This window comes from Enterobacter cloacae complex sp. ECC445 (assembly GCF_021892025.1).
GTDB classification, from domain to species: domain Bacteria; phylum Pseudomonadota; class Gammaproteobacteria; order Enterobacterales; family Enterobacteriaceae; genus Enterobacter; species Enterobacter chengduensis.
Map to the genome: position 1 here is coordinate 18,893 of NZ_JAKLRZ010000027.1, position 19,106 is coordinate 37,998.

Sequence of the window (19,106 nt, forward strand, 5' to 3'; positions counted from 1 at the left end):
CAGATAAAACAACAAATCCGACCACATCACCCGATTTGCACCAGCACGGTGCTAGCGTTATGGTTACCCACTTTCAAAATAAGCTCGACAGATCACCTGCTATGACGTTTTCACTTTTCGGCGACAAATTCACCCGCCATTCAGGCATTACTCGCCTGATGGAGGACCTCAACGACGGGCTGCGCACACCGGGCGCAATCATGCTCGGCGGCGGAAACCCGGCTCAAATCCCGGAGATGAATACCTATTTCCAGACGCTGCTCGCTCAGATGCTGGAAAGCGGCAAAGCGACCGACGCGCTCTGCAATTACGACGGCCCGCAGGGTAAAACCGAACTGCTGGCGCTCCTCGCCGACATGCTGCGTGACGAGCTCGGCTGGGATATCGAACCACAGAATATTGCACTAACAAACGGCAGTCAGAGCGCGTTTTTCTACTTGTTTAACCTGTTCGCAGGACGTCGCGCCGACGGCACGACCAAAAAGGTGCTGTTCCCGCTGGCTCCGGAGTATATCGGCTACGCCGATTCCGGCCTGGAAGAGGATCTGTTCGTCTCCGCGCGCCCAAACATAGAGCTGCTGCCGGAAGGCCAGTTCAAATATCACGTCGATTTTGAACACCTGCATATCGGTGAAGAGACGGGCATGATCTGCGTATCGCGCCCAACTAACCCAACGGGCAACGTGATCACCGATGACGAGCTGATGAAGCTGGATGCGCTGGCAAATCAGCACGGCATCCCACTGGTGATTGATAACGCCTACGGCGTGCCGTTCCCGGGCATTATCTTCAGCGAAGCACGCCCGCTGTGGAACCCGAACATCGTCCTGTGCATGAGCCTCTCCAAGCTGGGCCTGCCGGGCAGCCGCTGCGGCATCATCATCGCCAACGAGAAAATCATCACCGCTATTACCAACATGAACGGCATTATCAGCCTTTCACCGGGCGGCATCGGTCCGGCGATGATGTGCGAAATGATCAAACGCAAGGACCTGCTGCGTCTGTCGAATGACGTGATCAAGCCTTTCTATTACCAGCGCGTTCAGGAGACGATTGCGACGCTTCGTCGCTATTTGCCGGAAGAACGCTGCCTGATCCACAAACCGGAAGGCGCGATTTTCCTCTGGCTGTGGTTTAAGGATTTACCTATCACCACCGAACTGCTCTATCAGCGCCTGAAAAAGCGCGGCGTACTGATGGTGCCGGGGGACTATTTCTTCCCGGGTCTGGATAAGCCGTGGCCGCATACGCACCAGTGCATGCGCATGAACTACGTGCCCGATCCGGAAAAAATCGAAGCGGGTGTCAAAATTTTGGCCGAAGAGATCGAAAAAGCCTGGCGCGAAAACGGTCAGTAAGCTCTTACCCCAGATTATACAGCCGGTCGGCGCGTAATCTGGCGGGATCTACGCAGCGCAGCGCGTGGGTTGGACAGGCCTCCACGCAGGCCGGTCCGCCTTCGCGATGACTGCATAAATCACATTTCAGCGCTTGCGCCCTGTTTCCCACCAGCCGTATCTGCATCGCCCCAAACGGACACGCTACCATACAGCTTTTGCACCCAATGCAGCGCCGCCGATCCACGAGCCAGGCACCCGCCGTGCGGCTGATGGCGTGGGTTGGACAGACGTTGGCACAGGGGGCGTCCTCGCACTGATGACACCCCACCGCCGTTGTGCAGGCGTCCCCTTTCACCACCCGAAGGCGGGAGGTGAAAATCTGAGCGGTGAAGTCGTCCTGATGCGCCACCGCACAGGCCACTTCGCAGGTGCGGCACCCGATGCATTTTTCCGCATCCGCCATGATAAATCGGTTCATCGGTTACGCCTCGCGCACGTTAAAACCCAGCTCTTTGGAGATAGCCTCGGCCGTTTCGCGCAGCGGCTTGAGCAGGTTCTTCTCGCCCACCTGCTTCATGCGCGACGTTGATAGTGAGATAGAGATGGCATACGGGACGCGGCCGTGGATATCAAACACCGGCACGGCAATACAGGAGACGCCCAGCTCGTTCTCTTCTTTGTCCATCGCCATGCTGCGATCGCGAATTTCCGCCAGCTCATCGTACATGGCGCTCAGCTCGGTGATGGTGTTGCGCGTCAAAGGCTGGATCTGTTCCTGATGGCTTTCCCAGTAGCTCGCCACGTAATCCTGATGGCCAAACGCCATGTAGATTTTACCCATTGCAGAGCAGTAGAGCGGCATATGCTGGCCGATATAGGCGCGCGTGCGCAGCATGCCGGTTGTCGGTTCGAGCTTATAAATCAGTATCGCGTGGTCGTCTTCCCGGCTGGAAAAGTTCACCGTTTCGCCGGTCGCAATATTCAGCGCTTCGAGGTGCGGCGCCGCCACGTGAATGATATTCAGCGACGACAGCGCCTTTTGCCCGACGGCGATAAATTTGGTGGTCAGGCGATAGCTGCCCGCCGCGGGTGCTGGCGTGACGTACCCGCATGACTGCAACCCCTGCAACAGCCGGTGCACGGTACTCTTATTCAACCCCGCCAGTTCCGATAAATGCGCAAGCGGACACCCGTTCGGATAGTTGCTGAGGATCTCAATCAGCATCAGGCCGCGAAACAAGCTCTGGCTACCTGCGGGCCTCTCTTTTTCTTGCGTCATTTCGCTCTCTTTCATGCTCATTACATGGCTCCTTTTTATCGCGCTCTGATGGTAGCGCAAAGTGTGGGTCAGTTCACGATCTCAACAGAAAAAACACAACCGTTTGATTTTAATCGATTTTGAAAAACATGAATGTCGTTGATCTGACAAATTTTGATCGCTATATTTGAAATCAGATTTCGTATAGTGAAATTTAGCGATAAAAAAGCACTCGCACTTGCCCTTAAAAGAACAGGAGAACAGGGATGAAAGTGACCTTTGAAGAGTTGAAAGCGGCGTTCAATCGGGTTCTGCTCGATCGCGGCGTGAAGGCGGAAGCCGCAGACGCCTGCGCCGAGATGTTTGCCCGCACCACGGAATCCGGCGTCTATTCACACGGCGTGAACCGCTTCCCGCGCTTTATTCAGCAGCTTGATGCAGGGGATATCATTCCTGACGCCCAGCCCAAACGGGTGATGACGTTAGGCGCCATCGAACAGTGGGATGCGCAGCGCTCCATCGGCAACCTGACGGCGAAGAAGATGATGGATCGCGCCACCGAGCTGGCCTCCGATCACGGCATTGGTCTGGTGGCACTGCGTAACGCGAACCACTGGATGCGCGGCGGCAGCTACGGCTGGCAGGCGGCGGAGAAGGGCTATATCGGCATTTGCTGGACCAACTCCATTGCCGTGATGCCCGCGTGGGGATCAAAAGAGTGCTGCATCGGCACCAACCCGCTGATCGTGGCTATTCCCTCTAACCCGATCACCATGGTCGACATGTCGATGTCGATGTTCTCCTACGGCATGCTGGAGGTGAATCGCCTGGCCGGGCGCGAGCTGCCGGTCGATGGCGGCTTCGACGACGAAGGCAACCTCACCCGAGAGCCGGGCACGATCGAGAAAAACCGCCGAATTCTGCCCATGGGCTACTGGAAAGGGTCCGGCTTATCCATCGTCCTCGACATGATCGCCACCCTGCTCTCGAACGGATCGTCCGTCGCGGAAGTCACCCAGGACAACAGCGACGAGTACGGCGTATCGCAGATCTTCATCGCCATCGAGGTGGATCGCCTGATCGACGGCCCAACCCGCGATGCCAAACTGCAGCGCATCATGGACTTCATCACCACGGCCGAACGCGCGGATGAGAATGTCGCCGTCCGCCTGCCGGGGCATGAGTTCACCCGTTTGCTGGAAGAGAACCGCCGCAACGGCATCACGGTTGACGACAGCGTGTGGGCGAAAATCCAGTCTCTGTAAGGAGGGGCCATGATATTCGGACATATTTCCCAGCCAAATCCGTGTCGCCTGCCGCAGGGGATTGAAAAAGCGCTTAATTTTCTGCGCACGACGGATTTCACCACCCTGGCGCCAGGCGTAGTAGAAATTGAAGGGCGTAACATTTTTGCTCAGGTTCTGGATCTCACCACAAAGGAACCGCACGAGAACCGGCCGGAAGTGCATCGCCGTTATCTGGATATACAGTTCCTGGCCTGGGGCGAAGAGAAAATCGGTATCGCGATTGATACCGGCAATAACGAAATAAGCGAATCACTGCTGGAACAGCGCGATATTATTTTTTATCACGACAGTGAAAACGAATCGTTTATCGACATGACTCCCGGCAGCTATGCCCTATTTTTCCCGCAGGATGTGCACCGTCCTGCCTGTATTAAAAACAAGGAAACCACAATTCGTAAAATTGTGGTGAAAGTGGCAATCAGCGAATTAGATTAATTTTCTGATAAATACAGGAATGCGAAATGACCAACACCGGTTTTATTATTGGTGCGTACCCCTGCGCACCCTCGTTTCACCAGAAAGGGGAACAGGAAGAATACGCCTTCTGGCGGGAACTTTCCGACACGCCAAATATTCGCGGGCTGGAACAGCCGTGCCTTGAAAATCTCCATCCCCTTGGCGATGAATGGCTGTTTCGCCATACGCCGGGGGACTGGCAAATTGTGGTCACGGCGGTCATGGAAACCATGCGCCGTCGCGGCATCAACGGCGCGTTTGGCCTGGCATCTGCCGACGAGGCGCAGCGTAAAGCGTGTGTCGAATTTTACCGGCATTTGCACCATAAAATTAACGCTGTGAATACCCGCTTCCCGGGGAAAGTGATGGCGCTTGAGATGCAGGCCGCACCGCAGGCGGGCAATGCCTCGGTCGAACAAGCCACCGAGGCGTTTTCCCGCTCCATCCGTGAAATAGCACGCTGGGACTGGGGCTGCGATCTGGTGCTGGAACACTGCGATGCCATGACCGGCGCCGCACCCCGTAAAGGCTTCCTGCCCTTAGAGCAGGTGCTGGAGGTGGTGAAAGAGACGGATATCAGCGTCTGCATCAACTGGGCGCGGTCGGCCATCGAAGGCCGTAACACTACCCTTCCCCTTGACCATGTTCAGGCCGCGCTTAAGGCCGGAAAACTGGGTGCGCTGATGTTTTCGGGCACGGCTCCCGGCGGGGAGTACGGTGAATGGCAGGATCTGCACGCGCCATTTTCCTCGTTCTGCGCCGACAGTTTACTGTCAACCGAACAGGCAAAAGCACTCTTTACTGCGGCGAGCGCCGCAAGGTTGAAATTCTCCGGTATTAAATTACTGGAAATAAATGCTAATGCTGACGTCAGTCATCGCATCGCCATTTTGCGCGACGGCATTAGCCAAATGAATAAAGCAACGCAATAACAATAATAAAAGTTTATTCCGGTTACCTTACTGAGAGATTAACGATGAATATTTCTACTCAAACTCTACATGCGGACATTCCGCGCCAGCGCTGGCTAAGAATCATTCCTCCTATTCTTATTGCCTGCATTATTTCATATATGGACCGCGTGAATATCGCGTTTGCGATGCCGGGGGGGATGGATGAAGAATTAGGGATTACCGCGACCATGGCAGGCCTCGCGGGCGGGATATTTTTTATCGGCTATCTGTTTCTGCAGGTTCCCGGCGGCAAGATTGCCGTGCACGGCAGCGGCAAGAAATTTATCGGCTGGTCGCTGGTCGCCTGGGCGGCGATCTCGGTGCTCACGGGTCTTGTGACGAATCAGTACCAGCTGCTGGTGCTGCGCTTCTTACTCGGCGTGGCGGAAGGCGGGATGCTGCCCGTAGTGCTCACCATGATCAGCAACTGGTTCCCGGATGCCGAGCGCGGTCGCGCCAACGCGATTGTGATCATGTTCGTGCCCATCGCCGGGATCATCACCGCCCCGCTATCGGGCTGGATTATTACCGCACTCGACTGGCGCTGGCTGTTCATCATTGAAGGCCTGATGTCCGTCGTCGTGCTGGTGCTCTGGGCATTTACCGTTTACGACCGTCCGCAGGAAGCCCGCTGGATTTCAGAGGCCGAGAAAAACTATCTGGTGAAAACCCTGGCGGCTGAACAGCAGGCCATCGCCGGAAAAGAGGTGAAAAATGCCTCGCTCAGCGCCGTGCTGTCCGACAAAACCATGTGGCAGCTGATCGCCCTGAACTTCTTCTACCAGACCGGGATTTACGGCTACACCCTCTGGCTGCCCACCATTCTGAAGGAGCTGACGCACACCAGCATCGGCCAGGTGGGGATGCTCGCCATCCTGCCCTACATCGGCGCCATTGCGGGGATGTTCCTGTTCTCTACGCTTTCTGACCGCACCGGCAAGCGCAAGATGTTTGTCTCCCTGCCGTTGATCGGTTTTGCGCTCTGCATGTTCCTCTCCGTGGCGCTAAAAGCAAACACCTGGCTGGCCTATGCCGCACTGGTGGGCTGTGGGTTCTTCCTGCAATCCGCCGCGGGCGTATTCTGGACCATTCCGGCGCGTCTGTTCAGCGCAGAAATGGCGGGCGGCGCGCGCGGCGTGATCAACGCCCTGGGTAACCTCGGTGGCTTCTGCGGCCCGTATGCGGTTGGGGTATTGATCACCCTGTACAGCAAAGACGCGGGCGTTTACTGCCTGGCCGTTTCTCTGGCGCTGGCGTCGCTGCTGGCCCTGCTGTTACCGGCGAAGTGCGATGCCGGGGCAGAGCCTAACCCCACGGTAAATCCGCACAAGCGTGCGGCCTGATTCCCTCACCCCAGCCCTCTCCCACGGGAAGAGGGAGAAAACCGAACCGTAGGCCGGGTAAGCGCAGCGCCACCCGGCGAATAAGTGAGACGAAGATGAGTGAAAAAGAGCCCTTCTGGCTGGGTATCGATTGTGGCGGTACTTATCTGAAAGCCGGTTTATACAACAGCCAGGGTAAAGAGGTTTGCATCGAGCGCCGCGCCGTTGCCACGCTCAGCCCGCGAGCGGGCTACGCCGAGCGGGACATGCATCATCTGTGGCAAGACTGCCACGCAACCCTCGCCGTGCTGCTCAAGCGTTCAGGCGTAAACGGCAACCAGATCAAAGGGGTCGGTATATCTGCGCAAGGTAAAGGGCTGTTTCTGCTTGATAAACAGAACCAACCGTTGGGCAACGCCATACTCTCCTCTGACCGCAGGGCGCTGGAAATTGTGCAGCGCTGGCAGCAGGACGGCATTCCCGAAAAGCTCTACCCGCATACGCGCCAGACCCTGTGGACCGGGCACCCGGCCTCGCTTCTGCGCTGGGTCAAAGAGAACGAACCGCAGCGGTACCAGCAGATTGGCTGCGTGATGATGGCGCACGACTATCTGCGCTGGTGCCTGACCGGCGTGAAAGGCTGCGAGGATAGCAACATCTCCGAGTCCAACCTCTACAACATGAATACCGGGAAATACGACCCCCAGCTAACGCGCTGGCTCGGGATCGGCGAAATTGACGACGCCCTGCCGCCAATTGTCGGTTCAGCAGAAATTTGCGGGGAAATCACCGCTCAGGCAGCCACCCTTACCGGTCTCGCGGCGGGCACGCCCGTCGTGGGTGGACTGTTTGACGTGGTTTCCACCGCAGTCTGTGCCGGGCTGCAAGACCCACACACGCTAAACGCCGTGATGGGCACCTGGGCCGTCACCAGCGGGATAGCCAGTGCGCTTCGCAGCAACGAACCCTTCCCGTACGTCTATGGCCGCTACGTGCACCCGCAGCAGTATATCGTTCACGAAGCCAGCCCGACCTCGTCCGGCAACCTTGAGTGGCTCACCGCGCAATGGGGCGACATGTCATTCGATGAGATCAACCGCGCGGTTGCCAGCCAGCCGAAGGCCGGAAGCGACCTGTTCTTCCTGCCGTTCCTCTATGGCAGCAACGCCGGGCTGGAGATGACCAGCGGTTTCTACGGGATGCAGGCGCTACACACCCGCGCGCACCTGCTGCAGGCGGTTTATGAGGGCGTGGTGTTCAGCCACATGACCCACCTCAACCGCATGCTCGAACGCTTTACCCACGTTCATGCCCTGCGCGTGACCGGTGGTCCCGCCCATTCGGACGTGTGGATGCAAATGCTCGCGGACGTCAGCGGGCTGGCGATTGAACTGCCGCAGGTGGAAGAGACCGGCTGTTCCGGCGCGGCGCTGGCCGCCCTCGTCGGCACCGGCGTGTATCCCGATTTCCATGCGGCGCAAAGCGCCCTCCGACACGACATTCGCGTCATTGCACCCGACATGCGCGCCCATGCGGCCTACCAGCGCAAATATCACCGCTACCAGTTACTGATTTCAGCACTTCAGGGCTACCACGCCCGAGTTAAGGAGTACGACCTATGAGCCGACCATTACTGCAGCTGGCGCTCGACCATACCTCTCTTCAGGCCGCGCAGCGCGATGTCGCGACGCTCGCGAATTGCGTCGATATCGTCGAAGCGGGCACCATTTTGTGCCTGACCGAAGGGCTAAACGCCGTGCGCGCCCTGCGCGAGCAGTGCCCGAATAAAATCATCGTTGCGGACTGGAAGGTGGCCGACGCCGGAGAAACCCTGGCAGAGCAGGCGTTTGGCGCGGGTGCGAACTGGATGACCATCATCTGCGCCGCGCCGCTGGCGACCGTTGAACGCGGCCACGAGGTGGCCCTGCGCTGCGGGGGAGAAATCCAGATGGAGCTCTTCGGTAACTGGACGCTGGACGATGCTCGCGCATGGCATCGCATTGGCGTGAAGCAGGCCATTTATCACCGCGGGCGCGACGCGCAGGCGAGCGGCCAGCAGTGGGGCGAGGCGGATCTCGCAAAAATGAAAGCGCTCTCCGACATCGGTTTACAGCTTTCGATTACCGGCGGCATCACTCCCGCCGATCTGCCGCTCTTTAAGCAGATCAACGTTAAAGCCTTTATTGCCGGCCGCGCGCTGGCGGGCGCAGCCAATCCGCAGCAGGTGGCTGAGGCATTCCATTCGAACATTCGCGACATCTGGGGAGCGTAACCATGCGTCAGCATCCGTTAGGGATTTACGAAAAAGCGCTGCCAAAAGATCTCTCCTGGCCGGAACGGCTGGTACTGGCGAAAAGCTGCGGGTTCGATTTTGTCGAGATGTCAGTCGACGAAACCGACGAGCGTTTGTCACGCCTCGAGTGGAGCACCGCGCAGCGCGCCTCTCTGGTTGAAGCGATGCTGGAAACGGGGGTGTCTATCCCATCCATGTGCCTGTCTGCCCACCGTCGCTTCCCGTTTGGCAGCCGCGATGAAACCGTGCGAGAACGCGCCCGGGAGATCATGACCAAAGCCATCAGGCTGGCGCGTGACCTGGGCATTCGCACCATCCAGCTTGCCGGGTACGACGTTTATTACGAAGAGCATGACGAGGGAACGCAGCAGCGCTTTGCCGACGGGCTGGCGTGGGCCGTGGAGCAGGCCGCCGGCGCACAGGTGATGCTGGCGGTGGAGATCATGGATACCGCGTTTATGAACTCCATCAGCAAATGGAAAAAATGGGACGAGATGCTCGCCTCGCCGTGGTTCAGCGTTTACCCGGACGTCGGCAACCTGAGCGCGTGGGGTAACGACGTCACCGCCGAGCTGACGCTGGGCATTGACCGCATTGCGGCGATTCACCTGAAAGATACCCAACCCGTTACCGCGCAAAGCCCCGGACAGTTTCGCGACGTGCCGTTTGGCGAAGGCTGCGTCGATTTTGTCGGCGTCTTTAACACCCTGAATCAACTGAACTATCGCGGCGCGTTTCTGATTGAAATGTGGACTGAAAAAGCAAAAGAGCCGGTGCTGGAGATTATCCAGGCGCGCCGCTGGATTGAAGCCCGTATGCAGGAAGGAGGCATGACATGTTAGAACAGCTCAAAGCCGAGGTGCTGGCAGCAAACCTGGCGCTGCCCGCCCACCAGCTGGTGACCTTTACCTGGGGCAACGTCAGCGCCGTGGACCGCCAAAGCGGCATGATGGTAATTAAGCCCTCCGGCGTGGAGTACGACGTGATGGCGGCGGAGGATATGGTGGTGGTGAATATCGCCACGGGTCAGGTTGTCGAGGGGAATAAAAAGCCCTCTTCCGACACGCCCACCCATCTTGCGCTGTATCGCCGTTATCCGGAGATTGGCGGCATCGTGCATACCCACTCTCGCCACGCCACTATCTGGTCGCAGGCGGGGCTCGACCTACCCGCCTGGGGTACCACGCACGCGGACTATTTCTACGGGTCCATTCCCTGCACGCGCCCGATGACCGCGGCAGAGATTGCCGGGGAATACGAATACCAGACGGGTGAAGTTATCATCAAAACCTTCGAGGAGCGCGACTTAAGCCCGATGCAGATCCCGGCGGTGCTGGTCCACTCCCACGGCCCGTTCGCCTGGGGTAAAGACGCTGCCGATGCGGTCCACAATGCCGTCGTGCTGGAAGAGTGCGCCTATATGGGCCTGTTCTCGCGCCAGCTCGCGCCACAGCTTCCGGTTATGCAGCAGGAACTTCTCGATAAACATTATCTGCGCAAGCATGGAGCGAATGCCTATTACGGGCAGTAATCAGCCGGAATTGATATGCTCTTTACAGTACCGCCGTTTCCAGACGGCGGGCGTTAGCCCGGTATGCTTCGAAAAGATCTGCCGAAAATACCCCACGTCATTAAAACCGCAGCGGGTTGCCACTTCAGTAAGCGAAGCAGAACCATCCAGCAACAGCTTTTCCGCTGCCCTGACGCGCTGGCGATGTATCGCCTCCGTCAGGGTTAAATGGAACGTCCGGCGAAACACGCGCCCGAGATAATCGGCATTGCAGTGCAACGCTTTTGCCAGCTGCGACGTCGAAAGGGGTAAATGAAACTGCGTGCGAATAAGCTGCTTCGCCTTCCACGCCATCGCCGCACCGGCTTCATCAGCATTATCTTCATATCCTGATGAAATGGAAATTTGCTGCAAAATCAGTAATAGAATGATTTCAAGCGCCACGCTTCGCTGTAATTTCTCCTGCTCACTCAGGAACTGGCGAAAAAGAGAAATCACATACTGTGCATCCCTCACTCGGCAATGTTGTTCTATTGCCAAATTGGGTAATCGGGGCGGGTGATGCTCAACCTCAAAATGCAGCCAGTAAAATTTAAGATCGGCAGGAAAGTCGCCGACGCCTACATGTCGCCTGCCAGGCCAAAGCAGCAAACTCTCGCCCGCCTTCACGTCAAATACCGTATTTTCTTCCTGGATCGTTAATGTCCCTTTTTCGACAAAAATAATCTCCCACGACGTTAATTTTCGCGCAGGGTGGCGGCCCACGCCCCGGGAGATAAATAACCCGCCATTTTGGACCTTAATCGGAAGCGCTATGGATAATTCAAGCATGGATATTCACCATTCCGCTTTTATTGCCGTTTATATTCAACTTACGCTTTGATTATTAATCAATATTCGAATAACTGTCCGATCGGAATCACATTTTTATCATCAGGTCGGAATCGTCATCTTTTTATACTTTTCCCTTCCCTTGTTGGCCTCTCCGTTCGGTGCAGAATAAATGCGTACCTTGCACAAATACGATAATAAATTCGATTACCGAGGAGTTACTTCATGACTTCCACACCGATGACAGAATCAGACGTGACGCAAGAGGCAACAGATAGCCGCTTGTCCGTCCGCGAGAAAATGGGCTACGGCCTGGGCGATGCGGGCGGCACCGTGATCACCTGCCTGATTATGAATTTTCTGACCTTTTTCTATACCGATGTCTTTGGCCTCACTCCCGCGCTGGTGGGCACGCTGTTTATTGCCCTTCGCGTGTTTGACGCGATTTCCGATCCGGTGATGGGCGTCATTGCCGACCGTACGCAGAGCCGCTGGGGACGTTTTCGTCCCTGGCAGCTGTGGATCGCCTTCCCGATAGGGATTATCGGAGTGATGACTTTCACCGTACCGGAAGCCGGTATGGGGGTGAAAATCGCCTGGGCGTTCGGCACTTATTTGCTATTGTCCGTGGGTTACACCGCCATCAACGTGCCCTACTGCGCGCTAATCAACACCATGACAACCCGTCACAACGAGGTCATATCCTGCCAGTCCTGGCGCTTCGTGCTGTGCGGCGTGGCGGGCTTTTTGGTCTCCGTGGGCCTGCCGTGGCTGGTCGCTGAATTAGGCCAGGGAGATGCCGCGAAAGGTTATCAGCTTGGCGTCGGCGTGCTGTGCGCCATCGCCGTGGTGATGTTCCTGTGCTGCTTTTTCTGGGTGCGCGAGCGCGTCCCGCTGGCGCTGATGGGCAAATTCACCCTGCGGGAGCATCTGGCCGGTCTGCGTCAAAACGATCAGCTGCTGCTGATGCTGGTGATGTCCTTCTTGCTGATCAATGTCTTCAACATTCGCGGTGGTGGATATATGTACTTCATCACCTACGTGCTTCACGGCAGCACGGCTTATACCTCGCTTTTTTTCACGATGGTGACCTTTGCCGCCATTCTGGGCGCGGTTATCGTCAGCCCGCTGTCGCGCCGTATTGATACCGTCAAGCTCTACTACTACACCAACCTGGTGCTCGCCGCGCTCGCGGTGGGCATGTGGTTTCTGCCGGCTAGCCCGGCGCAGCAGACACTCTGGCTGATCGTCATTTTAAGTAACGGCGTAATTTTGGGTTTCACCCTGCCGCTGCACTTTTCGCTGATGGCTTTTGCCGATGACTACGGCGAATGGAAAACCGGCGTGCGCTCTTCAGGCATGAACTTCGCCTTCAACCTGTTTTTCATCAAGCTCGCGTGGGCGTCCAGCGCCGGGATCATCAGCCTGGTGTTTATCGCCGTGGCCTATCAGCCGGGCGTGGGCAACCAGACGCCAGCCTCGTTACAGGGCATCACCGCCATGGAGACATTGCTGCCCGCCCTTTTTCACCTGCTGCTGGCTGTCGCTATCCGCTGGTGCAGGCTTAACAACCCTATGATGTCGCGCATTGCCACCGACCTGCGCCAGCGTCACGTATCGTCCTGAGGAGAACGCTATGACCATAATGGAACCCGATCTGCACCAGTTGAAAATCAACGACCCGTTTCTCGGGCAGTATCAACGCCTGGCCCGTGATGTCGTCATCCCCTACCAGTGGGATGCGCTGAACGACCGCGTGGCGGAAGCCGAGCCCAGCCACGCTATCACCAACTTCCGCATTGCGGCAGGCCTGGAGCAGGGTGAATTCTACGGCATGGTGTTTCAGGACAGCGACGTGGCGAAATGGCTGGAAGCCGTGGCGTGGTCGCTGTGCCAGAAGCCTGATGCAGAACTGGAGAAAACCGCCGACGAGGTGATTGAGCTGATCGCGGCGGCGCAATGTGAGGATGGCTATCTCAACACGTACTTTACGGTAAAAGCGCCTGAGGAGCGCTGGACCAATCTGGCCGAATGCCACGAGCTCTACTGCGCCGGTCATATGATTGAAGCGGGCGTGGCGTATTTCCAGGGAACAGGGAAACGCTGCCTGCTGGATGTGGTTTGCAGGCTGGCGGACCATATCGACAGCGTGTTTGGCCCGGGCGAAAGCCAGCTGCACGGCTATCCGGGCCACCCGGAAATCGAGCTGGCGCTGATGCGGCTGTACGACGTCACGCAGGAGCCTCGCTATCTTGCTCTGGTGAAATATTTCATTGAACAACGCGGCGCGCAGCCGCACTTTTATGATATCGAATACGAGAAACGCGGCAGAACGTCATACTGGAACACCTATGGCCCGGCCTGGATGGTTAAGGACAAAGCCTACAGCCAGGCGCATCAGCCGCTTGCCGATCAACAAACGGCCATCGGCCACGCGGTGCGTTTTGTCTACCTGATGGCGGGCATGGCGCATCTGGCGCGCCTGAGTCACGACGAGGGGAAACGGCAGGACTGCCTGCGGCTGTGGAAAAATATGGCGCAGCGCCAGCTGTACATTACCGGCGGGATTGGCTCGCAAAGCAGCGGCGAGGCGTTCAGCAGCGATTACGACCTGCCCAACGATACGGTGTATGCCGAAAGCTGCGCCTCCATCGGCCTGATGATGTTTGCCCGGCGGATGCAGGAAATGGAGGCAGACGGCCACTATGCCGACGTGATGGAGCGCGCGCTGTACAATACGGTGCTGGGCGGGATGGCGCTGGACGGTAAACATTTCTTTTACGTGAACCCGCTGGAAGTGCATCCGAAAACGCTGGCGTTCAACCATATCTACGATCACGTGAAGCCCGTCCGCCAGCGCTGGTTTGGCTGCGCCTGCTGTCCGCCGAATATCGCCCGCGTGCTGACGTCGCTGGGGCACTACATTTATACCGTTCGCCAGGATGCGCTTTTTATTAACCTCTACGTCGGCAACGATGTCGTCGTTCCGGTTGGCGATGAAACCCTGGCGCTGCGGATCAGCGGTAATTATCCGTGGCAGGAAGAGGTGAAAATCGAGATTACCTCGCCTGTTCCCGTCACGCATACCCTGGCTTTGCGGCTACCGGACTGGTGTGCGGCGCCTGGCGTTTTATTAAATGGAGAAACGGTCACGGGCGAGATCTCCCGTGGATACCACTATCTCACTCGTACCTGGCAGGAAGGGGATGTCATCACGCTGACGCTGCCTATGCCGGTTCGCCGTGTGTATGGCAATCCGCAGGTACGTCAGCAGGCGGGGAAAGTCGCGCTGCAGCGCGGACCGCTGGTTTATTGCCTGGAAGAGGCGGATAACGGTGCCAATCTGCATAACCTTTCTTTGCCGCGCGACGTCGAGTTCCGGGTCTTTGAAGGGAAAGGCATTTTCGCGCACAAAATGTTGATACAGGCGGAGGGGATGGGCTGTCACGTGAAAGAGACGGATGCGCTCTGGCAGTACGACCGCTCGCCGGTACGGCGTCAGCCCCAGACGCTGACCTTTATTCCCTGGTTCAGTTGGGCGAACCGGGGAGAAGGGGAAATGCGGATCTGGGTGGATGAAGGCTGAATTTCTGCAGCCTGTTGCCCTCACCCAACCCTCTCCCACGGGGAGAGGGCAAACGCTATGGCAGCACGCGACGTGCTGCCTCAGCCAGAAATGCGCTCCGATTAGCGAACTGAGGATGCTCGCTGACAAAGGAGTCAATCTTGACCAGCAAACGTCGAGGCATCGTGATGTTGATACGCTCGGCCCTGCCGTCGAACTGCTTCATATTAATATCCACCAACAGCCATTGCCCGCCAATAAAATCCTCAGGACGACCTTCCAGATGCGCTTCCACATTACCCGGAAGAGGCAGTGCTTCATCCATTTCAAACAGCGCTTCGAAGTGTGCTGTAAGTGCATCACGTGCATCCTGAAATGCATCATCCAGGGAATCACCAGCAAAATAACAGCCTGGAACGTCAGGGAAAAAGCCGCTGGCGCTACCGTCGGAGTCAGAATGAATGTACGCCGGATAAAACATAACTACTCCTGATATCAGTGTTTAATTCCCGCCTGCCGCCAGATCTGGGCGAGAGTGCCCGGTTTAATATCCTTTTTAGGATGTGGGACAGTAACCAGCCCTTTCTGTTCTGGATGGCGAAACTGATGATGGCTTCCTTTCGTTCTGACGCATTTCCAGCCATGGCCGAGCAGAACAGTAATGACATCCGCACTTTTCACATCCCAATCCTTCCATGATTATACACACGACACACACCATCGCTATCGGGTCGAATCACATTAGCGCATAAGGAATATCAATGCAGTCGTGTTTTGACGAAACAGGAAGAGGCATCGAGAAATGAAAAAGGAAAACGTTGTATTGCAGATAAAAATGCAGGCACGATCGTAGGCCGGGTAAGGCGAAGCCGCCACCCGGCTTTACCACATCAGAAGCGCCAGGTCAGCCCGGTCATCAGCGCGAAGCTGTCGTCGCGGTCGATCATCGGGCTGTTCTTCACGTCGTCAGGCAACACGGTATAGACCGCGCTGGCATTGAGGTACAGCTTCTCGGTTAGCTGATACTTAGCCGCCAGGCCAACGTATGGCGTCCAGCTGTCACCGGCGGTGTATTGATCCAGTCCTGAGCGTCGGGACTCGCTGCCGGAGACACCGTAGTAGTAATCGTTATAGCTTTCGTCGCTGTAGAACACGCCAGCAGAAGGCGTCAGGGTCAGGCGTTCCATTCTGATTGGGTGGAAGTAAGATATCTCGCCCACCACGCCGCCGCTTTCATCCATCGCATCGCCAGAAAGGGCCACTTTCAGCGAACCCCAGCGTTCGTGGCGGTAGTACGCGCCGCCGAGGAATGCGGACGCCTTACGTTCATCGAGCTTCTTCATCTGATGGTCGTCGTTGTCATCAGGATCAAAATGCAGCGGCATCCACGTAGCGGTCAGGCTCAACTCATTTTTTGCATCTTTCCACAGAACCCATCCGCCCGTGGTCTGGCGAATATAGAAACGATCGCCTTCGTAGCTAATTAACGGTACTGCGGTTGTATTTTCGTTATAGCCTTTGTAAGGAGACTCATTAAATACAGCCCCCGCTCCAAGTGAAAATTCACCGGCCATGGCAGACGTTGATGCAAATAACGTGGCAGCGATGAGTAAGTTGTATTTAATAGTCATTCTATGTAATCCATTTAAATGCCAAACAAGCGAGGCGCATAATAATGGTTACAAATTTGCCAATGCAACGCTGCGGTTTATATAATATTATATATAAAATCATATAGATGGGTGCGCGTAATGAGTAAACTACAGCTAAAACCACGGGAATTAAAAATTATCTCCGTCATTGCCGCCACCCACAGCATTGGTGATGCAGCCGCCCTGCTGGGCATGGCGCAGGCCAACGTCAGTAAATATCTCTCTGATTTTGAAACGCGAGTCGGACTCAAGGTTTTTGAGCGCACTACGCGCCAGCTCTCCCTGACCCAGTTTGGTGAAGCGCTACTCCCCTACGTGAATGCCACGCTGGATAAGAACAGCCAGCTTGTTAATTTCATTGCTGATTATAAGCATGAAAAGCGCGGAAAAGTGACGATCTATGCCCCAACGGGTATCGTGACCTACCTCGCGCGACACGTGATCCACCAGATAGAAGACATCGGTGACATCCGCATCTCCCTGAAAACCTACAACCTGGATCGGAATGAATTTTCAGAAGGCGTGTCCTTTCCGGATGACTGCGATATCTTAATTACCTATGCGCAACCGAAAGACGAAAGCCTGGTCGCCAGCGTGTTAACGCAATATTCCGTTACGGCATTCGCAACGCGCGAATATTTAAATAACCATCCCTTAACCGGACCTGAAGATTTAATTCATCACTCCTGTATTCTCATTGACTCCATGCTGGTCGATGATGCCAACATCTGGCGTTTTAGGATGCATGGCAGTGAAGAAGTGCATGATTACCGGGTGACCGGTAATTATATTTGCGACAATACGCAAACGGCCCTGGAACTGGCGAGAAATAATCTTGGGATTGTTTTTGCGCCAAAAGAGAGTCTGAAAAAAGAATTAACGCACGGGATGCTGGTCCCCTGCTTCCCGCACCAGGAAGAGTGGTGGCTCGATCTGACGGCGATTTTCCGCAAGCGCGACTACCAGCCCTGGCGTGTGCAATACGTTCTGGATGGCGTCCTGAACTGCCTGCGCCAGCAAATTGCTCAGGCCGCCCATGGACGGCCTGAGCTGGGCGATTAGAACAGCCCCAGCGGTTTATCGGAATAGCTGACCAGCAAACATTTCGTCTGCTGGTAATGCTCCAGCATCATCTTGTGGGTTTCACGCCCGATGCCCGATTGCTTGTAACCGCCAAATGCCGCGTGTGCCGGATAGGCGTGGTAGCAGTTGGTCCAGACGCGCCCGGCCTGAATGCCCCGGCCCATTTTATAGGCCAGATTACCGTTGCGGCTCCAGACGCCAGCCCCCAGGCCATACGGCGTGTCGTTGGCAATCTCCAGCGCCTCCTCCATCGTTTTGAAGGTCGTCACCGCCAGCACCGGTCCGAAAATCTCCTCCTGGAAGACGCGCATGTTGTTCTGACCGAACAGGATCGTCGGCTCAAGGTAATAGCCTTCCTGCAGATCCCCGCCGAGCATCTTACGACGCCCTCCGGTGAGAATATCCGCCCCCTCTTTCTTACCAATGTCGATGTAGTTGAGGATAGTCTCCAGCTGCCCATGCGAGACCTGCGCGCCCATCTGCGTGACGTTATCGAGCGGGTTACCGCTGCGGATAGACTCAACGCGGCGAATGGCCCGCTCCATAAAGCGCTCATAGATAGACTCCTGCACCAGCGCGCGGCTTGGGCAGGTACAGACTTCGCCCTGGTTAAACGCAAACAGCGCAAACCCTTCCAGAGCCTTATCGAAGAAGGCATCTTCTTCCTCCATCACGTCCGCGAAGAAGATGTTCGGGGATTTCCCGCCCAGCTCCAGCGTCACCGGGATGATGTTCTGCGTGGCGTACTGCATGATCTGCTGGCCCACCTCCGTCGACCCGGTAAACGCCACTTTAGCGATCCGTTTTGAGGTCGCCAGATATTCCCCTATCTCACCGCCCGCACCGTTCACCACGTTAATCACGCCCGGTGGCAGCAGATCGCCAACGATTTCCATCAGCAGCAGAACCGAGAGCGGGGTCAGACGCGCCGGTTTGAGCACAATACAGTTTCCGGCCGCCAGCGCGGGGGCCATTTTCCAGCTCGCCATCAGCAGCGGGAAGTTCCACGGAATAATTTGCCCTACCACGCCCAGCGGTTCGTGGAAGTGATACGCCACGGTGTCGCTGTCGACCTCGCTGATCCCCCCCTCCTGAGCGCGAATACAGGAGGCAAAATAGCGGAAGTGGTCGATGGCCAGCGGCACGTCTGCCGCCATCGTTTCCCGGATCGGCTTGCCGTTATCCCAGGTTTCCGCCGTCGCCAGCAGCTCCAGATTCTGCTCCATCCGGTCGGCAATTTTGAACAGAATGGCCGCGCGATCCTGCACGGAGGCGTGAGCCCATTTCTCTTTCGCGTTGTGGGCCGCATCCAGCGCCAGGTCGATGTCACGCTTGCCGGAGCTGGCAATCTCGCACAGCGGCTGGCCGGTAACCGGGGTCAGGTTGGGATAGTATTCGCCGTCGACGGGAGCGACCCAGTCGCCGCCAATAAAATTGTCATAACGGGGCTTCAGCTTGAGGGGAAAACCATACTCGCCGGGCTGGATACGCGATGAGGGAGGATTGTTTGTCATGACCGTCTCCTTGCTGTTGGTG

At 56.6% G+C, this 19,106-nt stretch carries 19 protein-coding genes; 12 read left to right on the forward strand and 7 right to left on the reverse strand.

Annotated elements, in window-relative coordinates; translation table 11 throughout:
• The first annotated feature begins 101 nt into the window (after positions 1–101).
• A complete protein-coding gene (gene avtA, locus L6R44_RS19295; RefSeq protein ID WP_032644464.1) occupies positions 102–1,358 on the forward strand; it encodes a valine--pyruvate transaminase in 1,257 nt (418 codons plus the stop codon).
• Positions 1,359–1,362: 4 nt separating this feature from the next.
• On the opposite strand, the gene L6R44_RS19300 is transcribed toward avtA, so the two are convergent.
• Together L6R44_RS19300 and yiaJ are read right to left on the reverse strand one after the other, a co-directional pair.
• Positions 1,363–1,818, reverse strand: coding sequence for a 4Fe-4S dicluster domain-containing protein (locus tag L6R44_RS19300; RefSeq protein WP_237425136.1), 456 nt, complete (start codon positions 1,816–1,818; stop codon positions 1,363–1,365).
• 3 nt (positions 1,819–1,821) lie between these two features.
• Positions 1,822–2,640, reverse strand: coding sequence for an IclR family transcriptional regulator YiaJ (yiaJ, locus tag L6R44_RS19305; protein WP_021242452.1), 819 nt, complete (start codon positions 2,638–2,640; stop codon positions 1,822–1,824).
• 224 nt (positions 2,641–2,864) lie between these two features.
• Here yiaJ and yiaK point away from each other — a divergent pair, with 224 nt between their 5' ends.
• From yiaK to araD, 8 genes are all read left to right on the forward strand, one after another.
• Positions 2,865–3,863, forward strand: a complete 999-nt coding sequence (yiaK, locus tag L6R44_RS19310; RefSeq protein WP_237425137.1) for a 3-dehydro-L-gulonate 2-dehydrogenase — start codon at positions 2,865–2,867, stop codon at positions 3,861–3,863.
• Between the two features lie 9 nt (positions 3,864–3,872).
• On the forward strand, positions 3,873–4,340 hold the full coding sequence (locus L6R44_RS19315) for a YhcH/YjgK/YiaL family protein (protein WP_237425138.1): 468 nt from the start codon (positions 3,873–3,875) through the stop codon (positions 4,338–4,340).
• Between the two features lie 26 nt (positions 4,341–4,366).
• A complete protein-coding gene (locus L6R44_RS19320) occupies positions 4,367–5,293 on the forward strand; it encodes a DUF4862 family protein (protein WP_237425139.1) in 927 nt (308 codons plus the stop codon).
• Positions 5,294–5,337: 44 nt separating this feature from the next.
• Positions 5,338–6,657, forward strand: coding sequence for an MFS transporter (locus L6R44_RS19325; RefSeq protein WP_237425140.1), 1,320 nt, complete (start codon positions 5,338–5,340; stop codon positions 6,655–6,657).
• Between the two features lie 95 nt (positions 6,658–6,752).
• The gene (locus tag L6R44_RS19330) at positions 6,753–8,258 is read left to right on the forward strand and encodes an FGGY-family carbohydrate kinase (RefSeq protein WP_237425141.1); all 1,506 of its coding nucleotides are present in this window, start codon (positions 6,753–6,755) and stop codon (positions 8,256–8,258) included.
• Complete coding sequence (gene ulaD / locus L6R44_RS19335) at positions 8,255–8,908, forward strand: 3-keto-L-gulonate-6-phosphate decarboxylase UlaD (protein WP_237425142.1); 654 nt, start codon at positions 8,255–8,257, stop codon at positions 8,906–8,908. The genes L6R44_RS19330 and ulaD overlap by 4 nt, the downstream gene beginning before the upstream one ends.
• 2 nt (positions 8,909–8,910) lie before the next feature.
• A complete protein-coding gene (locus tag L6R44_RS19340) occupies positions 8,911–9,771 on the forward strand; it encodes an L-ribulose-5-phosphate 3-epimerase (RefSeq protein WP_237425143.1) in 861 nt (286 codons plus the stop codon).
• Positions 9,765–10,460, forward strand: a complete 696-nt coding sequence (gene araD / locus L6R44_RS19345) for an L-ribulose-5-phosphate 4-epimerase (RefSeq protein ID WP_032644455.1) — start codon at positions 9,765–9,767, stop codon at positions 10,458–10,460. Before L6R44_RS19340 ends, araD begins: the two co-directional genes overlap by 7 nt.
• Here araD and L6R44_RS19350 read toward each other — a convergent pair whose 3' ends face one another.
• Positions 10,461–11,270, reverse strand: a complete 810-nt coding sequence (locus L6R44_RS19350; RefSeq protein WP_032644454.1) for a helix-turn-helix domain-containing protein — start codon at positions 11,268–11,270, stop codon at positions 10,461–10,463.
• Positions 11,271–11,495: 225 nt separating this feature from the next.
• Between L6R44_RS19350 and L6R44_RS19355 the strand changes: the two genes are divergently transcribed.
• Complete coding sequence (locus L6R44_RS19355) at positions 11,496–12,896, forward strand: MFS transporter (protein ID WP_237425144.1); 1,401 nt, start codon at positions 11,496–11,498, stop codon at positions 12,894–12,896.
• 10 nt (positions 12,897–12,906) lie between these two features.
• Positions 12,907–14,856 (forward strand): glycoside hydrolase family 127 protein, encoded by a 1,950-nt coding sequence (locus L6R44_RS19360; protein WP_237425145.1) that lies wholly within the window; start codon positions 12,907–12,909, stop codon positions 14,854–14,856.
• A 55-nt stretch (positions 14,857–14,911) separates the two neighbouring features.
• Here L6R44_RS19360 and L6R44_RS19365 read toward each other — a convergent pair whose 3' ends face one another.
• The 3 genes from L6R44_RS19365 to L6R44_RS19375 all read right to left on the reverse strand — a co-directional run bounded on the left by L6R44_RS19365 (position 14,912) and on the right by L6R44_RS19375 (position 16,466).
• A complete protein-coding gene (locus tag L6R44_RS19365) occupies positions 14,912–15,316 on the reverse strand; it encodes a type II toxin-antitoxin system HicB family antitoxin (protein WP_032644451.1) in 405 nt (134 codons plus the stop codon).
• Between the two features lie 14 nt (positions 15,317–15,330).
• The gene (locus L6R44_RS19370; protein ID WP_072001253.1) at positions 15,331–15,516 is read right to left on the reverse strand and encodes a type II toxin-antitoxin system HicA family toxin; all 186 of its coding nucleotides are present in this window, start codon (positions 15,514–15,516) and stop codon (positions 15,331–15,333) included.
• 209 nt (positions 15,517–15,725) lie between these two features.
• Positions 15,726–16,466, reverse strand: a complete 741-nt coding sequence (locus L6R44_RS19375) for a MipA/OmpV family protein (protein ID WP_032644449.1) — start codon at positions 16,464–16,466, stop codon at positions 15,726–15,728.
• Between the two features lie 120 nt (positions 16,467–16,586).
• On the opposite strand from L6R44_RS19375, the gene L6R44_RS19380 reads away from it, so the two are divergent.
• Positions 16,587–17,549 carry a LysR family transcriptional regulator gene (locus tag L6R44_RS19380; RefSeq protein ID WP_032644448.1) on the forward strand — a complete coding sequence of 321 codons (963 nt, stop codon included), beginning with the start codon at positions 16,587–16,589 and terminating at the stop codon, positions 17,547–17,549.
• On the opposite strand, the gene aldB is transcribed toward L6R44_RS19380, so the two are convergent.
• Positions 17,546–19,084: an aldehyde dehydrogenase AldB gene (aldB, locus tag L6R44_RS19385; protein ID WP_237425146.1), complete on the reverse strand. Its 1,539-nt coding sequence runs from the start codon at positions 19,082–19,084 to the stop codon at positions 17,546–17,548. The genes L6R44_RS19380 and aldB overlap by 4 nt on opposite strands.
• Positions 19,085–19,106: the final 22 nt, after the last annotated feature.